This is a genomic window from Desulfovibrio oxyclinae DSM 11498 (assembly GCF_000375485.1).
In the GTDB taxonomy this organism is placed as follows: Bacteria; Desulfobacterota; Desulfovibrionia; order Desulfovibrionales; family Desulfovibrionaceae; genus Pseudodesulfovibrio; species Pseudodesulfovibrio oxyclinae.
This window is the reverse complement of sequence record NZ_AQXE01000008.1, coordinates 98,261-113,427: the sequence shown is the minus strand read 5'-3', so window position 1 is coordinate 113,427 and position 15,167 is coordinate 98,261. Positions and strand designations below refer to the sequence as shown.

14 protein-coding genes and 2 tRNA genes are annotated in these 15,167 nt (G+C 60.2%); 15 read left to right on the top strand and 1 reads right to left on the bottom strand.

The genetic code is table 11. From position 1 onward, the window contains the following. Positions 1-3 precede the first annotated feature (3 nt). The gene (locus tag B149_RS0110160) at positions 4-456 is read left to right on the top strand and encodes a hypothetical protein (protein ID WP_156816800.1); all 453 of its coding nucleotides are present in this window, start codon (positions 4-6) and stop codon (positions 454-456) included. An 85-nt stretch (positions 457-541) separates the two neighbouring features. Here B149_RS0110160 and B149_RS0110155 read toward each other — a convergent pair. Next, positions 542-618, bottom strand: a tRNA-Arg gene (locus tag B149_RS0110155). Between the two features lie 239 nt (positions 619-857). On the opposite strand from B149_RS0110155, the gene B149_RS0110150 reads away from it, so the two are divergent. The 14 genes from B149_RS0110150 (at position 858) to B149_RS0110085 (ending at position 15,166) form a co-directional block, all read left to right on the top strand. Continuing rightward, entirely contained in the window at positions 858-2,012 is a 1,155-nt protein-coding gene (locus B149_RS0110150; protein ID WP_018125083.1) for a Bcr/CflA family efflux MFS transporter, read from the top strand. A 137-nt stretch (positions 2,013-2,149) separates the two neighbouring features. Then, positions 2,150-3,574 (top strand): DegQ family serine endoprotease, encoded by a 1,425-nt coding sequence (locus B149_RS0110145; protein ID WP_018125082.1) that lies wholly within the window; start codon positions 2,150-2,152, stop codon positions 3,572-3,574. A gap of 44 nt (positions 3,575-3,618) precedes the next feature. Next, positions 3,619-4,479 (top strand): 4-(cytidine 5'-diphospho)-2-C-methyl-D-erythritol kinase, encoded by an 861-nt coding sequence (gene ispE / locus B149_RS0110140; RefSeq protein WP_018125081.1) that lies wholly within the window; start codon positions 3,619-3,621, stop codon positions 4,477-4,479. 7 nt (positions 4,480-4,486) lie between these two features. After that, positions 4,487-4,562 (top strand) — tRNA-Gln (locus tag B149_RS0110135). A gap of 26 nt (positions 4,563-4,588) precedes the next feature. Beyond that, entirely contained in the window at positions 4,589-5,527 is a 939-nt protein-coding gene (locus tag B149_RS0110130) for a ribose-phosphate diphosphokinase (RefSeq protein WP_018125080.1), read from the top strand. A gap of 68 nt (positions 5,528-5,595) precedes the next feature. Further along, complete coding sequence (locus tag B149_RS0110125; protein WP_018125079.1) at positions 5,596-6,249, top strand: 50S ribosomal protein L25; 654 nt, start codon at positions 5,596-5,598, stop codon at positions 6,247-6,249. A 72-nt stretch (positions 6,250-6,321) separates the two neighbouring features. Beyond that, the gene (gene pth, locus B149_RS0110120) at positions 6,322-6,969 is read left to right on the top strand and encodes an aminoacyl-tRNA hydrolase (RefSeq protein ID WP_018125078.1); all 648 of its coding nucleotides are present in this window, start codon (positions 6,322-6,324) and stop codon (positions 6,967-6,969) included. Positions 6,970-7,018: 49 nt separating this feature from the next. Beyond that, positions 7,019-7,546 (top strand): CarD family transcriptional regulator, encoded by a 528-nt coding sequence (locus B149_RS0110115; protein WP_018125077.1) that lies wholly within the window; start codon positions 7,019-7,021, stop codon positions 7,544-7,546. A gap of 355 nt (positions 7,547-7,901) precedes the next feature. Further along, positions 7,902-9,149: a transcription termination factor Rho gene (rho, locus tag B149_RS0110110; RefSeq protein WP_026167561.1), complete on the top strand. Its 1,248-nt coding sequence runs from the start codon at positions 7,902-7,904 to the stop codon at positions 9,147-9,149. Positions 9,150-9,269: 120 nt separating this feature from the next. After that, positions 9,270-10,670, top strand: a complete 1,401-nt coding sequence (locus B149_RS0110105; protein ID WP_018125075.1) for a beta-barrel assembly-enhancing protease — start codon at positions 9,270-9,272, stop codon at positions 10,668-10,670. A 111-nt stretch (positions 10,671-10,781) separates the two neighbouring features. After that, a complete protein-coding gene (locus B149_RS0110100) occupies positions 10,782-11,759 on the top strand; it encodes a bifunctional riboflavin kinase/FAD synthetase (protein WP_018125074.1) in 978 nt (325 codons plus the stop codon). A gap of 4 nt (positions 11,760-11,763) precedes the next feature. Next, a complete protein-coding gene (locus tag B149_RS0110095) occupies positions 11,764-13,593 on the top strand; it encodes a chloride channel protein (RefSeq protein WP_018125073.1) in 1,830 nt (609 codons plus the stop codon). A gap of 11 nt (positions 13,594-13,604) precedes the next feature. After that, positions 13,605-14,564: a hypothetical protein gene (locus B149_RS0110090; RefSeq protein ID WP_018125072.1), complete on the top strand. Its 960-nt coding sequence runs from the start codon at positions 13,605-13,607 to the stop codon at positions 14,562-14,564. A gap of 53 nt (positions 14,565-14,617) precedes the next feature. Beyond that, positions 14,618-15,166 carry a macro domain-containing protein gene (locus tag B149_RS0110085; RefSeq protein WP_018125071.1) on the top strand — a complete coding sequence of 183 codons (549 nt, stop codon included), beginning with the start codon at positions 14,618-14,620 and terminating at the stop codon, positions 15,164-15,166. The last annotated feature ends 1 nt before the right edge of the window (position 15,167 follow it).

The window sequence follows — 15,167 nt, the reverse complement described above, 5'->3', positions numbered from 1 at the left end:
AATATGACGGAGCCAGCAACCAACAATCAACACCCCATGCCGACATCATCACTCGTTGCCCGCCTGCTTATTCTTACCTACTTCGCCATCAAGGGATCTGTATCCCTAGTGTATTTCCTATTATCTCTCTGGCATGGGCTTGTAGGCTTGCCGTTTGGGGATGAGCACCCATTCTGGCTTGATATGTATTACATTTTCGAACCACTCAGCTTCATAGCTTTATCATTGTATGCATGGCTCTTCATACTCAGAAAAAGGAGGCACGTATCAAAAAGAATAGCAGGAATTGCCGCTTTCAACATTCTGACTTCACTCATTGGCATCATTCTCTTCTGGCACAAGCATGGCCTCGACTTTCAATATGATCATCCGAAATTATGTATTATCCAAATAATGTTATGCAGCATTATTCTCGCTGCATCGACAGAAAAACACGGCGAAACCACCAGTACCTAAAAAGCCGGTAAACCGGCTTTTACGTTTAAACTGACACACAAAGCGAAAAACCCGCTCTCCAAGGGAAAGCGGGTTGTCTTCATTGTGGTGCCCCCGGCGCGATTCGAACACGCGGCACCAGGATTAGGAATCCTGTGCTCTATCCTACTGAGCTACGGGGGCACGTGGTGTGGGTTTTGATATACATGCTCGTTTCCATGGTCAAGCCTTTTCCCGAATGAAAGCGATACAATGTCGCTGCCTGCCAGAGCCCGTCACCCAACAGATTCCCGCAATTCACGTCTTGCCGGTTGACGATGCCGACGCAGAGGCATACAAGTTGCGCTCTCAACCATCTTGAGGCCAAACGGCTTCCCAAGGCCCGGATCGGGTCGATAGCTCAGTTCAGCGAAAAACAGATTATGCACCATTTTATTCTCATCATGCTTCTCGCGGCTTTTCCCGCGCTCTCCACGGACATGTATCTGCCCGCATTGCCCACACTGTGCGACACGTGGGGCATTTCGCCTGCGCAGGCGAACCTGTCACTGGTCTCGTTCTTCGTGACATTCAGCCTGTTCCTGCTCATCCACGGCCCGCTCTCCGACCGCCACGGCCGGCGCCCGGTGTTGCTCGGAGGCATATCCCTTTATATAGGGGGCAGCCTGTTGTGCGCAGTCTCACCCGGAATCACGATACTCGTGCTCGCCCGCGCGGTGCAGGCCATGGGCGCGGCCGCCGCCTCCTCGGTGGCGCTGGCGCTGGTCAAGGATCTGTACGAAGGCGATAAGCGCAAGAAGCTGCTGGCCTATATCGGCGTCATCGTGCCCCTGTGCCCCATGGTGGCCCCGACACTCGGCGCCCTGTTGCTGGAATTCGTTTCATGGCGCGGTATATTCATTTCCCAGTCCATACTGGCCCTTCCCGCGCTCATCGGCTCGCTCCGGCTCAAGGAACCGCTGGAGGAAATGGGCACCGGCGGCGTGGGAGAAGCCATGCGGCGATACGGCAGGCTCGCGCGCAACGGCGCGTTCATGGGCTACTCCATTGCCTTTTCCATGGCCGGATTCGCCTTCTTCTGCTTCATTGGCGGCTCCGCAGAGATTTACATCGGCAGTTTCGGCATGAGCGAGCAGACCTACGGCCTCTACTTTGCCTTCAACGCGCTGGCGCTGATGCTCGGCTCCTTCCTCTGCTCAAGGCTCTGCGTAACCTTCGACTCCAAACAGTTGCTGATCATGTCCTTCACCGGCATGATCCTGTCCGCCGCAGCCATCTATCTTTCCGTGGGCGATACGGCCGCAAGCTTCGCGATGCCCATGTTCGGATATACGTTCTTCCTCGGCCTGAGCAGGCCCCTGAGCAACCACGTGATTCTGGAGCAGGTCAACACCGACACCGGCACCGCGGCCTCGGTCATCACCTTCTTCTTTTTCATCGTCGGTGCCATCGCCATGGAAATCATTACAATCCCTTGGGATTCCAAGCCGATGTTCATCTCTGCCGCCGGTGTGGCGGGCGCACTGATCCCCTTCCTGTTCCTTTTCAGAATCATGCGCAGGGGCAGAGCTGTCTAGCCGTAATGCAGTCCGCCGCGCCGGACAGACGCAATCAATACCGCCGCACCTATTTACAAATGCGAGCGACGGCTTATACTGTCTGATCAGGGTAGCAATGCCCTTTCTACCGTTTTCAAGTAGTTCAGGAGGACTTCATGATTCGCAAACTCCAGCCGCTGGCGCTTGCCGCGGTAATCATCATGGCCATGCCCGCTCTGGCGCTGGCCAAGGCGACACTGCCCGTCTTTACCGACCTCGCCGCCTCGGCGGGACGTGCTGTGGTAAACATCAGCACGGAAAGCACGAGCAGCGGCGGCCAGATGCAACAGTTCTTCAATCAGGAACAACTGCCTGAAGGACATCCTTTCCGCGAGTTCTTCGATCGCTTTTTCGGCGGCCAAATGCCCAATCAGCCCCGAAAACAGAGTTCTCTCGGCTCAGGATTCATCATCTCCCCTGACGGATACGTCGTCACCAACAACCACGTCATCCAGAACGCGGACAAGGTGACCGTGCGCCTACAGGGAGAAAGAAAGGAATATGAAGCGGACGTCGTAGGCGGAGACCCCGAAACCGACCTCGCTCTGCTCAAGATCGAGGCGGACCGCAAGCTGCCGGTTCTGGCCTTCGGCGACTCCGACACGGCCCAAGTGGGCGACTGGGTGCTGGCCATCGGCAACCCGTTCGGCCTCGGCCATACCGTGACGCAGGGAATCATCAGCGCCAAGGGCAGAATCCTCGGCGCAGGACCGTTCGACGACTTCCTGCAGACCGACGCCAGCATCAACCCCGGCAACTCAGGCGGACCGCTCGTGGACCTCAACGGACGGGTCATCGGCATCAACACCGCCATCATTCCCTCCGGTGAGGGGCTCGGCTTCGCCATCCCGGCCAACATGGCCTCCGACATCATCGCCCAGCTCAAGAGCGGCAAGTCCATCAAGCGCGGCTGGCTCGGCGTGAGCATCCGCGGCCTTTCCGAGACCGATGCCAAGGCGCTCGGACTGGAAAAGCCCATGGGCGCACTCGTGGCGCAGGTCTTCCCCGAAGATCCGGCTGGAAAGGCCGGAGTTAAGCAGGGCGACGTCATCATCGGCGTGAACGGCCAGCCGGTCGAGGACAACAACGACCTGCTGCGCAAGATCGCAGGCCTCAAGCCCGGTGAGAAGGCTCACCTCAAGCTGTGGCGAAACGGCGAGACCATCAAGCGAACCGTGGTGCTCGGCGATCGTTCCGATCAGGCCAAGAAGGCCGGTCCCGAAGGCACCCGCCCGCCCAAGGACGAAAAGTCCGGCGAACTGGGCATCACCCTGCGCCCGGTGACCACGGAGCAGGAAGCCCGCGCCCTCGGACTGGAAAGCCCCATGGGACTCGTCATCACAGGCGTCACCGCCAACTCCCCGGCACAGCGCAACGGCCTGCGTCAGGGCGACGTGATCCTTCAGGCCAACCAGGAAGACATGAACAGCGTGAGCGATCTGCGCGGTGCCCTTGAGGAAGCACAGGACCGCGGCGCGATCATGCTCTTCGTCAAGCGTCAGGGCCGCACCATCTTCGTCTCCATCCCCTTCGACGAATAACCGACACAGGGAGGGGCCTCCGGGTCCCTCCCTTTTTTCATGCCATGAACGTCACCCTCACTGCCCCGTGCAAGGTCAACCTGACCCTTGAACTGCTGGACCTGCGCGAGGACGGATATCACGAACTCCGCACGCTGTTTCTGCCAGTGCCGCTGCCGTGCGACGAATTGCGCATTGAGCCCGCCGCCGAATTCTCCCTGAGCTGCCCAGGGCATGAGGACATCGAAGGGCCGGACAACCTCGTGCACCGCGCATGGGCAGCTTACGGCGAGGCAGGAGGACCGGCGCCCGCCATGCACGTCACGCTGAACAAAGGTATTCCCATGGGAGCCGGACTCGGCGGTGGCAGCACGGACGCGGCCGCCCTGCTGCGCTGGCTGGAGCAGAACGCACAGAACAACGGCCTCGGCGAGGACAGGCTGCACCGGGTCGCGACCCGGCTCGGCGCGGACGTCCCCTTCTTTCTTGACGGGGTGCCCGCATGGGCCGAGGGCATCGGCGAACGGCTGACAAAAGCCGAAACCGACCTTTCCGGGACCTACCTGCTTGTCGCCAACCCCGGTATTCACGTGAATACCGGCTGGGCCTACGGAGAATGGGACCGCACCTGCCTGCCTGCGAAAAGGAAAACCGGCCAGCCCTTGACAAGCGCAAATGACGATAATAAGAACTCGACTCCCGCGGCGCACCTCATTGTTGCCAACGACTTTGAGGAGCCGGTTTTCCGGGCGCATCCAGCTATCCGGAAAATCAAGGAATTATTCTTTCGCGAGGGTGCCCGCGCGGCAGCCATGAGTGGTTCGGGTTCCAGCGTATTCGCACTTTTCCGAACCGAGAAAGCCATGAAACGGGCGGCAGAACTCGCCCGGGCCAAGGGCTGCGGCGTGTGGGAAAACATGCTCTGATCAATACTGGGGTGTAGCCAAGTTGGCAAGGCAACGGGTTTTGGTCCCGTCATTCGCAGGTTCGAGTCCTGCCATCCCAGCCATAATTTCTTTCAGGGGGCGAAAGTCCATGCACGGCGAATTGAAAATCATCAGCGGATCCGCCAACACCAAGCTTGCAGAGGCCATCTGCGAGCATCTCGGCTGCAAGCTGTCTCCCGCACTGCGGGAAACCTTCAGCGACGGTGAGATTCGCATCGAAATCGGGGAAAACGTCCGCGGCGACGACGTGTTCGTTGTCCAGCCCATCTGCTCCCCGGTCAACTACCACCTCATGGAACTCTGCCTGATGCTCGACGCGCTCAAGCGCGCCAGCGCCTCCCGGGTCACCGCGGTGGTTCCCTACTACGGGTACTCCCGTCAGGACCGCAAGGTCGTCCCCCGCGCCCCCATCAGTGCCAAGCTGGTGGCGGACATCCTTTCCACCGCAGGCATGCAGCGCCTCGTGACCGTTGACCTGCACGCAGGTCAGATTCAGGGCTTCTTCAACTGCCCGGTGGACAATCTTTACGCCGCACCGGTTCTGCTTGAGCACCTCAAGGAGATGGACGAGGACTTCGTCATCATCTCTCCGGATGCCGGCGGAGTGGAGCGCGCCCGCGCCTACGCCAAACGCCTCGGCGCATCGCTGGCCATCGTGGACAAGCGCCGCGACGCGCCCAACCAGGCTCAGGCCATGCACATCATCGGCGACGTCACCGACAAGGTGGCCGTGGTCATTGATGACATGATCGACACCGCCGGCACCATGTGTGCGGCCGCCAATGTCCTGCGCGAGAACGGCGCCAAGGACGTCATGGCCTGCGTGACCCATCCGGTCCTTTCGGGCCCGGCCATCCAGCGCCTTGAGGAGTCCGTCTTCTCTCAGGTGGTCGTCACCGACACCATTCCGCTGGACGAAACCAAGAAGCAGTGCAGCAAGATCAAGCAGCTTTCCGTTGCCAGCCTGCTCGCCAAAGCCATCAACAACGTTCATACCGAATCGTCGGTGAGCGTTCTTTTCGTATAACTACGGCCCTTAGGGCCGCGCCCGTCCGTCCATGGGGGACGGCCACGGCGTACTGAAGGAGAAACTAAATGTCCGATCGCATCACCGTCAAAGTTTTCGAGCGCAAGGAAACCGGCAAGGGACCCAACCGCCGTCTGCGCAGCAGCGGCTTCGTTCCCGGCGTCTTCTACAACCAGAAGGGCGTCAACATCCCGGTGAAGGTTCCCTACGCTCCGCTGCAGAAGGCCTACGCAAAGCTGCGCAACACCCAGCTGCTGGACCTCGAACTGGAGCGCGACGGCAAGGTCGAAAAGATCACTTCGCTCATCTGGCGCATGAAATACGATCCGGTCAAACCGCTGCCCATTCACGTTGACTTCTTCGGCGTGGACATGGAAAAGCCCCTCAAGGTCACCGTGCCCTTCAAGCTCGAAGGTACCGCCAAGGGCGTCAAGGCCGGTGGTCGTCTGGAACAGTACCGCGAACAGTGCGAAATCATCGCCCTGCCCAGCGACATTCCCGTCAGCATCCCCATCGACATCACCAAGCTGGGCATCAATGCTCGCGTCCACATCGAAGACGTGCCCATGCCCGAAGGCGTCAGCCCGCAGTTTGACGATAACTTCGCCATTCTGACCATCCTCGCCAAGGGCGCCGCAAGCGGCGTTGAGGACGAGCTGGAAGAACTCGACGCCGAACAGGAAGAGAGTGAAGAGGAAGCCGGCGAAGAGGCCTCCGAATAACCCTTCCCAGCCGAAACCATACGGCCCCGGATCGTTGATGCGGTCCGGGGCCTTTTTTGATAGGCAGACCACATGGATTCCGACACGCTCATCGTCGGGCTCGGCAACCCGGGTCCGAAATACGAACATACCCGCCATAACTTCGGCTTCATGGTTGTGGACGCCCTGCTTGCGCTTGGTGAGACACGCAAAAGCATGCGCCTGAAAAAGCTCGACGAGTCCGGCGACTACGAGCTCTGGAAAGCCGCTTACGGCGGCAAACCGTGCTTTTTCTGCAAGCCGATGACCTACATGAACCTCTCCGGCAAGGCTGTTGGCCGAATCTGCGGGCGTCACGGCATAAGCGCCGAGAACGTCGTGGTCATGCACGACGAGCTGGACCTGCCGCTTGGTCGCATCAAGCTCAAAAAGGGCGGTGGCAACAACGGCCACAACGGACTGGAAGATATTCAGCAGCGTCTGAACACTCCCGATTTCTGGCGCATCAGGCTCGGCATCGGCCGCCCACCGTCCGAACGTCCGGATGTCAGCGGCTGGGTTCTGGACGATTTTCCGCAAGAAAGCGCAGAAACCGTGGATGAGACCGTGAAAGCCACCCTCAAGGGGCTGGATCTGTACCTGCGCCGAGGACACGGCATGGCCCAGCAATTCCTGCATCGATTCCGGCCTGATAGCGAATCCGACAATGAGGTCATGGACTCCGGGCGGCAAATGGGGTAAAGTGTACTTTGCCGCTTCCGGCAGAGAGCAACCAAGGAGTCCCCTTCCAGTGTTCAAGTTAAATGACTTGGTCGTATATCCTTCCCAAGGTGTTGGAAAGGTAGAGCGTATCGAAACGCAGGAAATCGGCGGTGCTACCGCCGAGTTATATATCGTTCGCATCCTGAGCAACAACGTCACGCTCATGGTGCCTGTCATCAATGCAGAGAACGTCGGTCTCCGGGCCGTCAGCAGTCTGCGTGTGGGACAGGAGATCTTCGAATCTCTCAAGGACCGCTCCGAATTCACGGGATACACCGGCCAGAACTGGAACAGACGCTACCGCGAGTACTCCGAAAAACTCAAGAGTGGCGACCTCGAAGACGTGGCTTACGTCCTCAAGGAGCTGTTCCTCATCGGCCGTGACAAGGAACTTTCCTTTGGTGAGCGCAGACTTCTTGAACAGGCCATGGGGCTGGTTTCCATGGAGCTGGCTTATTCGCTCGACCGCGATCAGGAAGAGATCAAGGACGACATTCACGAGATGTTCGCCGATGTCATTCGAACGGATGACGAAAATGACGAAGAGCCTTCGTAAACGACTTGTCATCCGGTACGCTTTCGGGTAGGTGCACAGAAGACCTCTGCATCGGCAGGCGTTAATTCGCCGACAGGTGCTCGCTGGCAACGCAACTCCCCCTTGAAGAAGACACAGGAGACACGTCCCACCGACCCGGTCCCCCGCCGATGACAATCCGGCCGGTTTTCCGGCCCCTCCGATAGATACACGCTCTTGCAGACACCCCCGCCTCAGCGGGGTCGAGATACAATGATGCAGGCATGCAGCTGTCAGCCTCAGGTTGGCAGAACTGTTTTCTTACACGCAACGCCAGTAGACCATGACAGTTAAGAAAAAAAACGCTCCCAAAAAAGAACAGGGCACCGGCGAGAAAATGAATCTCACCGAACTCAAGCGCAGCTCCATGCCCGATCTCATGGATCTTGCGCAGCAGTACAACGTCGAAAACCCCAGCGGCATGCGCAAGCAGGAGCTCATCTTTGCTCTGTTGCAGCAGTGCGCCTCACGCAACGGGCAGCTTTTCGGCGGCGGCGTGCTGGAGGTGTTGCCGGACGGCTTCGGCTTCCTGCGCTCGCCCATGTACAGCTACATGCCCGGACCGGACGACATCTACGTCTCCCCCTCCCAGATACGACGCTTCGGCCTGAGAAAAGGGGATGTGGTAGCCGGGCAGATTCGCCCGCCCAAGGAAGGGGAACGATATTTCGCCCTGCTACGGGTCAGCGAAATCGGCTTTGAGAAACCGGAAAAATCCAAAAACCTCGTCCTCTTCGACAACCTGACCCCCCTCTTCCCCGAAGAAATGCTCCGCATGGAGAACGGGGACAAGAATTACACCTCCCGCATCATCGATCTTCTGGCTCCTATCGGAAAAGGGCAACGCGGCCTGCTCGTGGCACCGCCCCGCACCGGTAAGACCGTCATGCTTCAGTCCATCGCCAATTCCATCAACGCCAACCACCCCGAGGTGGACCTCATCGTGCTGCTCATCGACGAGCGGCCCGAGGAAGTGACCGACATGCAGCGCACGGTCAACGCCGAAGTGGTCAGCTCCACCTTCGACGAGCCGCCGAGCCGTCACGTGCAGGTGGCCGAGATGGTGCTCTCCAAGGCCAAGCGCCTCGTGGAGCGCAAGCGCGACGTGGTGGTCCTTCTGGACTCCATCACCCGACTCGGGCGCGCCTACAACGCCGTGACCCCGTCCTCGGGACGCGTTCTTTCCGGCGGTATCGACGCCAACGCCCTGCAGCGCCCCAAGCGCTTCTTTGGCGCGGCGCGCAACATCGAGGAAGGCGGCTCCCTGACCATCATCGCCACCGCACTCATCGACACCGGCTCCCGCATGGACGAAGTGATTTTCGAAGAGTTCAAGGGCACCGGCAACATGGAAATCTATCTGGACCGCCATCTGGCCCAGAAGCGCGTGTTCCCGGCCATCGACATCAGCCGCTCCGGCACCCGCAAGGAAGAGCTGCTGCTTACGCAGGAAGTGCTCAACCGTGTCTGGATTCTCAGAAAGCTCATGTCTCCCATGAACTCCATTGACGCCATGGAATTCCTCATCGACAAGATGAAAGGCTCCAAGAGCAATAAAGATTTCATGGACATGATGAACCGGTAGCCTCGCGGCGACACCCGACGAAACCAAAAGGATACGAGGCAGCCTCGTATCCTTTTTTCTTTGTGGCTTGCCCGAGGTTGCCCGGATGCTTACAGTGATGCAGAAACTCACGGAGAGACCATGAAAAAGACGGTCACCATAATAACGCTGCTCGCGATGCTGCTCACTCCGGCCCGGGCATTCGCCCTTTTCGGCGAAACCCTGACCATCTCCAAGGAAAAAGAGATCGGACGGGAATTCGACCAGAAGATCCACAACGAGATGCATGTCCTCGACGATCCCGCGGTCACCGATTTCGTGGAGAACATCGTCAACCGCATCGTCGAAGCCAAGGATCCAATCCCGTTCAAGATCAAGAGCCGGGTGATCCGCAATCCGTCCCTGAACGCCTTCGCCATTCCGGGCGGCTACATCTACACGTTCACCGGACTCATCGAAAGCGTGTCCACCGAATCGGAACTCGCCGCGGTCATCTCGCACGAACTTGCGCACGTCTCCCAGCGACACATCGCGGGCAGACTGNAAAAAGCCAGCAAGGTCGGCGCACTGAGCATGGCCGGGATGCTCGCAGGAGTTTTCCTCGGTGTGGCCGGCGGCGGAGACACTTCCGGCAAGCTCGCGCAGGGACTCATGGTGGGGTCTCAGGCTGCCGGAACCGCGGCCATGCTCACCTACTCCCAGCAGGACGAACGTGACGCCGACCACGTGGGCCTCACCTCGCTGGTCAAGGCCGGGTACAACCCCGAGGGGATGCCCGCCACCTTCAAGACCATGCTCAAGAAGCAGTGGTACGCATCGCCGGGCGAAAACGGCATCCCGCCGTACCTCTCCACCCACCCCGGCCTGTCCGAACGCATCGGCTACCTGCAGGACCGCATCCAGCGCCTGCCCGCCGACTTTCAGAACCGACAGGATGACAACAAGGACCTGCACCGGGTGCAGGCTCTGCTGCACGGCAAATACGACCCCGTGACCGTTGCGCTGGGTCACTTCAAGGACACGCCCGAAGACCAGTACACCGCACTCGACTGGATGAGCTACGGACTGGTGCTCGAACGCGCCAGCAAGCCCCGCGAAGCACGGGAAGCCATGGATCGCGCCCTTGCGCTTGATTCTTCCGACCCGTTGCTGCTTCGCGAAACCGGCGCGTTCATGACCCGCAAGGGCGATCTGGACAAGGCCGCATCCCTGCTCCAGAAAGCCATGTTCCGCGCGCCGACCGATCCGGTGATCCTGCTCCGACTCGGACAACTGCAGCTGCAGCGCAAGAATTTCCAGCAGGCCGAAGAGCTTCTGCGAAAAGCTATCGACGCCATGCCCCGAAACGCCGAGGCGCACAGCTCCCTCGGACGCACGCTCGGCGAATCCGGCGACCTGTTCGGCGGACACCTCCAGCTGGGCTGGGGTTTCGTCTATTCCAAGCAGACGCGCAAGGCCCGCATCCACGCGGACAAAGCGCAGCAGCTCGCCAAGACCGAGGAACAAAAGAAGAAAGCCGCCGAGCTGAAGAAGGCGCTGTAACCAATATGCCAGATGACGCGGCTTCCGGCAGCCGCAGGGCACATACGAACCTTGAAGCCGGACGGGAATTGCGGTAGCAATACCCCCCTAAATCGCTCCGTGGAAAGGACCATGATAGTCGCAAAGACAATTGAAGAAATACAAGACGCCGTACAGGGCGCCAGCGTGACCATTGGCAACTTCGACGGCGTCCATCTCGGACACCAGAAGCTGATCGGCCTCACCTGCGACAAAGCGCAGCAGAACGACCTCACAAGCGTGGTCGTCACCTTCGACCCGCACCCGCTCCGAGTGCTTACGGGCCGCAAGACGCCGCCTTTCATCACCCTCATCGACCAGAAGCTCCGCCTCATCTCCCAGTACGGGCCGCAGGTGGCGCTGGTGCTGGAATTCACTCGCGAGCTCGCCGCGCTTTCGCCCGAGCAGTTCGTGAAGCGCTTCCTCGTGGACGGCCTCGGCATGAAAGAGCTGGTGATCGGCCACGACTACCATATGGGCAAAGGCCGTTCCGGCAACTACGGCACCCTCTCGCAAATCGGGGAGGACATGGGCTTCAACGTGGAACGGCTCGATCCGGTGACCTACGACGGCGCCGTGGTCAGCTCCACACGCATCCGCGACCTGGTGCACGCCGGGGACGTATGGGACGCCATGCCCCTGCTCGGCCGATTCTATCAGGTGGAAGGCGAAGTGGTGCACGGCATGAAGCGCGGCGGCAAGCTGCTGGGATTCCCCACCGCCAACCTCAAACTGGTGGACGAACTGTTTCCTAAGCCCGGCGTCTACGCCATCTGGGTGGAAGTGGACGGTGAAGTGCACCGCGGCGTGGCCAACATCGGCAAGAACCCGACGTTCGGCAACGACGCCCTGTCGGTGGAGGCCCACCTGTTGGATTACGCATCCGACCTGTACGGACGCAACATCCGCGTCCACTTCGTCCAGCGCATCCGCGACGAAAAGAAATTCAACGGCATCGACGAGCTCAAGGCCCGCATCACCCGCGACGTGGAGATCGGCAGACAGATCCTCGCCGAACCCGAAGCCGCCATCAGACTGACCCGCGCCAACATCGAAAAGGCGGCGAAATAAGGCCATGAAAGCCCTCTCCTTCATCTTTGATTACTGGCGAGATTTCGTCAAAGCGTACAGACACATAGCCTCGTTCCGCTGGCTCGTCATGGGCTGTGTCGTGGGCGTGTTTTCCGGCCTGGTGGCGGTGCTGTTCTTCGGTGCCATCGAACTGGGTAAATTTCTTATTCAGGCCAAACTGGCCGGAATCATCTCCCCGCACCCTGCGGGCGAACAGCTCTTCCATGCCCACGCGGAAGAAATTCGCGGCTGGGTCATCCCCATCGCCACCACCGCGACGGGGCTGCTCACGGGCTGGCTGGTGAGCCGGTTCATTCCGGATACCGTTACCGGAGGCACCGACGGAACCGACGCGACTATCAACGCATTTCACAACAAGGGCGGCTTCATTCGCCCGCTCGTGCCCATCATCAAAGGGTTCACCTCGATCCTGACCATCGCGTCCGGCGGCAGCGCGGGCCGGGAAGGGCCCATCACACAGATCGGCGCGGGCATCGGTTGCTGGATTTCGGAGCGGCTTCACTTTTCCGCCAAGGAACGCCGCCTGCTTCTGCTGGCCGGCGCCGCGGGCGGCCTCGGAGCCGTCTTCCGCGCCCCGCTTGGCGGCGCACTCACCGCCATCGAGGTCATCTACCGCGAGGACTTCGAGGCCGAGGCCATCCTGCCTTCGGTCATGAGTTCCGTCGTGGCCTATTCCATCTTCACGTTCTTCTACGGGACCGAACCCATTTTCGGCATCCCGCGCTTCGAATTCAGCGACCCGCGCGAACTCATCTTCTACACCATTCTCGCTTTCGTCTGCGCCGGGTCCGGCTGGCTGTACGTGAAGACTTTCTACACCATCAAATACAAAATTTTCCTGCCCCTTACGGACAAGATGGGCCTCATGTGGGCCACGGGCCTCGGCGGGCTGGCCATGGGCCTGCTCGGCTGGGCATACCCCGAAGTGCTCTCCGGCGGCTACGGCTGGCTGGAACTGGCCATCCTCGGCCAGATGCCGCTGATGGCCATGTGCGCCATCATCATCGGCAAGACCTTCGCCACCTCCCTGACCATCGGTTCCGGCATGTCCGGCGGCATGTTCGCGCCCGCGCTGTTCGTGGGCGGCATGTCCGGCGGTCTGGTCGGCAAGATCGGCAACCAGCTCTTCCCGCAGATCGTGACCCAGCCGGGGGCCTACATCCTCGTGGGCATGGCGGCGTTCTTTGCGGGGGTGGCCAATGCGCCCATCGGGCCGCTGATCATGGTCACCGAGCTGACACAGGGTTACGGACTGCTCGCTCCGCTCATGCTCGCGTCCGCGCTGTGCATCGTGCTTGGCCGCACCTACTCGCTCTACGAGCACCAGGTGGAGAACAAGTTCGACTCGCCGGCGCACCTCGGCGACACCACCATCAACGTGCTGGAACAGCTCAAGGTCAAGGACTTCTTCCGCCCCGAGCGAGTGACCATCCTTGAGGAAGCCACTACGCTCAAGGCGCTGACGGACATCATCGCCAACACCAACCAGCTCTTTTTCCCGGTACGAAACGACGAGGGCAAGTTCACCGGCATGCTCTCGATTCACAACGTGCGCAACTGGATGTTCGAGGAAGACCTGTTCGAGCTAGTGGTGGTGCGTGATCTGGCAACCCGGCCCGCTTACGTGCGCGCGGACTACGACCTGTATCAAGCCCTGCTGCGCTTCGTGGACACCGACTACGGCCAGATTCCCGTGCTCAAGGAAGACTCCGAGGACGAGATCATCGGGCTCATCAATCGAGAAGACGTCTTCAACGCCTACGCCAAGGCCATCAAGGAGCTTCGCCCGGAAGAGGAGAAGCACCCGGCCTAAGAGGGATCGCGATGCTAGTTCCTAAATTCGTGACGCCGTCATATTGCGGGCCGCTCCTTCTGACCCTCGTGGTCTGCGTCCTGCTGTGCGCGGTCCCGGCGACGGCGCAGGAAATCGGCATTGTGGACCAGCCGAGCCTGACGCTCGACTCTCTGGAAGGTGAGAATGAGAAGGAACTCTCCATAGGCACCGCCTTTTCCCTTATCCCGTCATCCGAGCTTTCCGGCTCGGGCGGGGACGTGAGAGCCCTGCGCACCGACGTCAACCTGCATTACTCCATCTTCTCGCTGGCCTACGGATATTCTTCGTATGACTGGAGTTCCGGCACCTCCATGGGCCCCGACGGCGGCAGCTCCAACCCATGGAACTCCCTGCACGACGTGACGCTTCAGGCGAGAGTGCTCAAGGGCAGCTACAACGACCGCTGGCATTACTGGGTCAACGCCGAAGCGACTGCGGCCTTCGAAGAAATCTTCCCCGGCGCACTTGGCGCGGGTTTCAGCGGCGAGTTGGCCTATGATGTATGGGAAGGCTGGATGATCGGCGGCCTCATGCGGCTGACCGCTTTGAATCCCCTGAATCAGGACCTCTTCGCCGACGGCGAACTCGGTGTTGCCGTACACGTTTCGCAAAAACACGTGAGACAGGCGTTGATCGCGCTCGGACTCGTGGAAGAGAAGGAAAGCACCAAGGACCGATACGCCCTGCGCTTCGCCTACTCCGCCATGGACCGTACCTACCGGCTCTCACCCCACAGCGACTTCGTCCCCAATGGCTACGTGGGCATCAGACGCTCCAAGCTTGCCGCCTATCTCGATCTGGACCTCGACGGCGGGTTCCACATGATCCTCGGCCCGGAGTACCACTTCAATCGCCAGTACGCTGTCTACGGCAGCACCGGCAGCCGCCGCTCCACGACCGATATCGCCAGCTCCGGCGGCGGATACATCGGCCTGAACTGGACCTACTGAATCCGACGCTCCCCCCTTGCCAAGCGCGTCCGAGGTCTTATGTAAATCGAATCATGACCCAATGGACCTTCGGCAACGCCACCCTTCATATCGTTCAGGGCGACCTGACCCAAATGGAAACCGATGCCGTGGTCAACGCTGCCAACTCCCGCCTCGCGGGCGGTGGCGGCGTGGACGGGGCCATCCACCGGGCCGCAGGCCATCAGCGGCTCCAGCGCGCCTGCCGGGAAATCATCGAGGAAATCGGCGAACTGCCCACCGGACAGGCCGTGGTAACCCCCGGTTTCTCGCTTCCGGCCAAATACATCATTCACACCGTTGGTCCCATCTGGCGCGGCGGTTCCGAAAACGAACCGCAACTACTGGCCGACGCATACGACAACAGCCTTCGCAAAGCGACTGAACACGGCATCAAAACCGTGGCCTTCCCAGCCATATCCTGCGGCGTTTACGGCTTTCCGCCGGACCGCGCCGCCCAAATCGCTCTTTCCCGCCTCGCCGACGGCCTCCGACAGGGGCTGGTTTGCGAGGCTTTCATGGTCCTGCGCGGCGAAGCATCATACAAAACATGGCTCGACGCGGCACGCGACACACTCAGCTAGA

Coding starts and splice junctions, on each gene's coding strand:
- B149_RS0110125 (WP_018125079.1), top strand. CDS start 5,596: ATGTCCGATCGCATCACCGTCAAAGTTTTCGAGCGCAAGGAAACCGGC.
- ispE (WP_018125081.1), top strand. CDS start 3,619: ATGAACGTCACCCTCACTGCCCCGTGCAAGGTCAACCTGACCCTTGAA.
- pth (WP_018125078.1), top strand. CDS start 6,322: ATGGATTCCGACACGCTCATCGTCGGGCTCGGCAACCCGGGTCCGAAA.
- B149_RS0110145 (WP_018125082.1), top strand. CDS start 2,150: ATGATTCGCAAACTCCAGCCGCTGGCGCTTGCCGCGGTAATCATCATG.
- B149_RS0110100 (WP_018125074.1), top strand. CDS start 10,782: ATGATAGTCGCAAAGACAATTGAAGAAATACAAGACGCCGTACAGGGC.
- B149_RS0110150 (WP_018125083.1), top strand. CDS start 858: ATGCACCATTTTATTCTCATCATGCTTCTCGCGGCTTTTCCCGCGCTC.
- B149_RS0110090 (WP_018125072.1), top strand. CDS start 13,605: ATGCTAGTTCCTAAATTCGTGACGCCGTCATATTGCGGGCCGCTCCTT.
- B149_RS0110160 (WP_156816800.1), top strand. CDS start 4: ATGACGGAGCCAGCAACCAACAATCAACACCCCATGCCGACATCATCA.
- B149_RS0110085 (WP_018125071.1), top strand. CDS start 14,618: ATGACCCAATGGACCTTCGGCAACGCCACCCTTCATATCGTTCAGGGC.
- B149_RS0110130 (WP_018125080.1), top strand. CDS start 4,589: ATGCACGGCGAATTGAAAATCATCAGCGGATCCGCCAACACCAAGCTT.
- rho (WP_026167561.1), top strand. CDS start 7,902: ATGAATCTCACCGAACTCAAGCGCAGCTCCATGCCCGATCTCATGGAT.
- B149_RS0110095 (WP_018125073.1), top strand. CDS start 11,764: ATGAAAGCCCTCTCCTTCATCTTTGATTACTGGCGAGATTTCGTCAAA.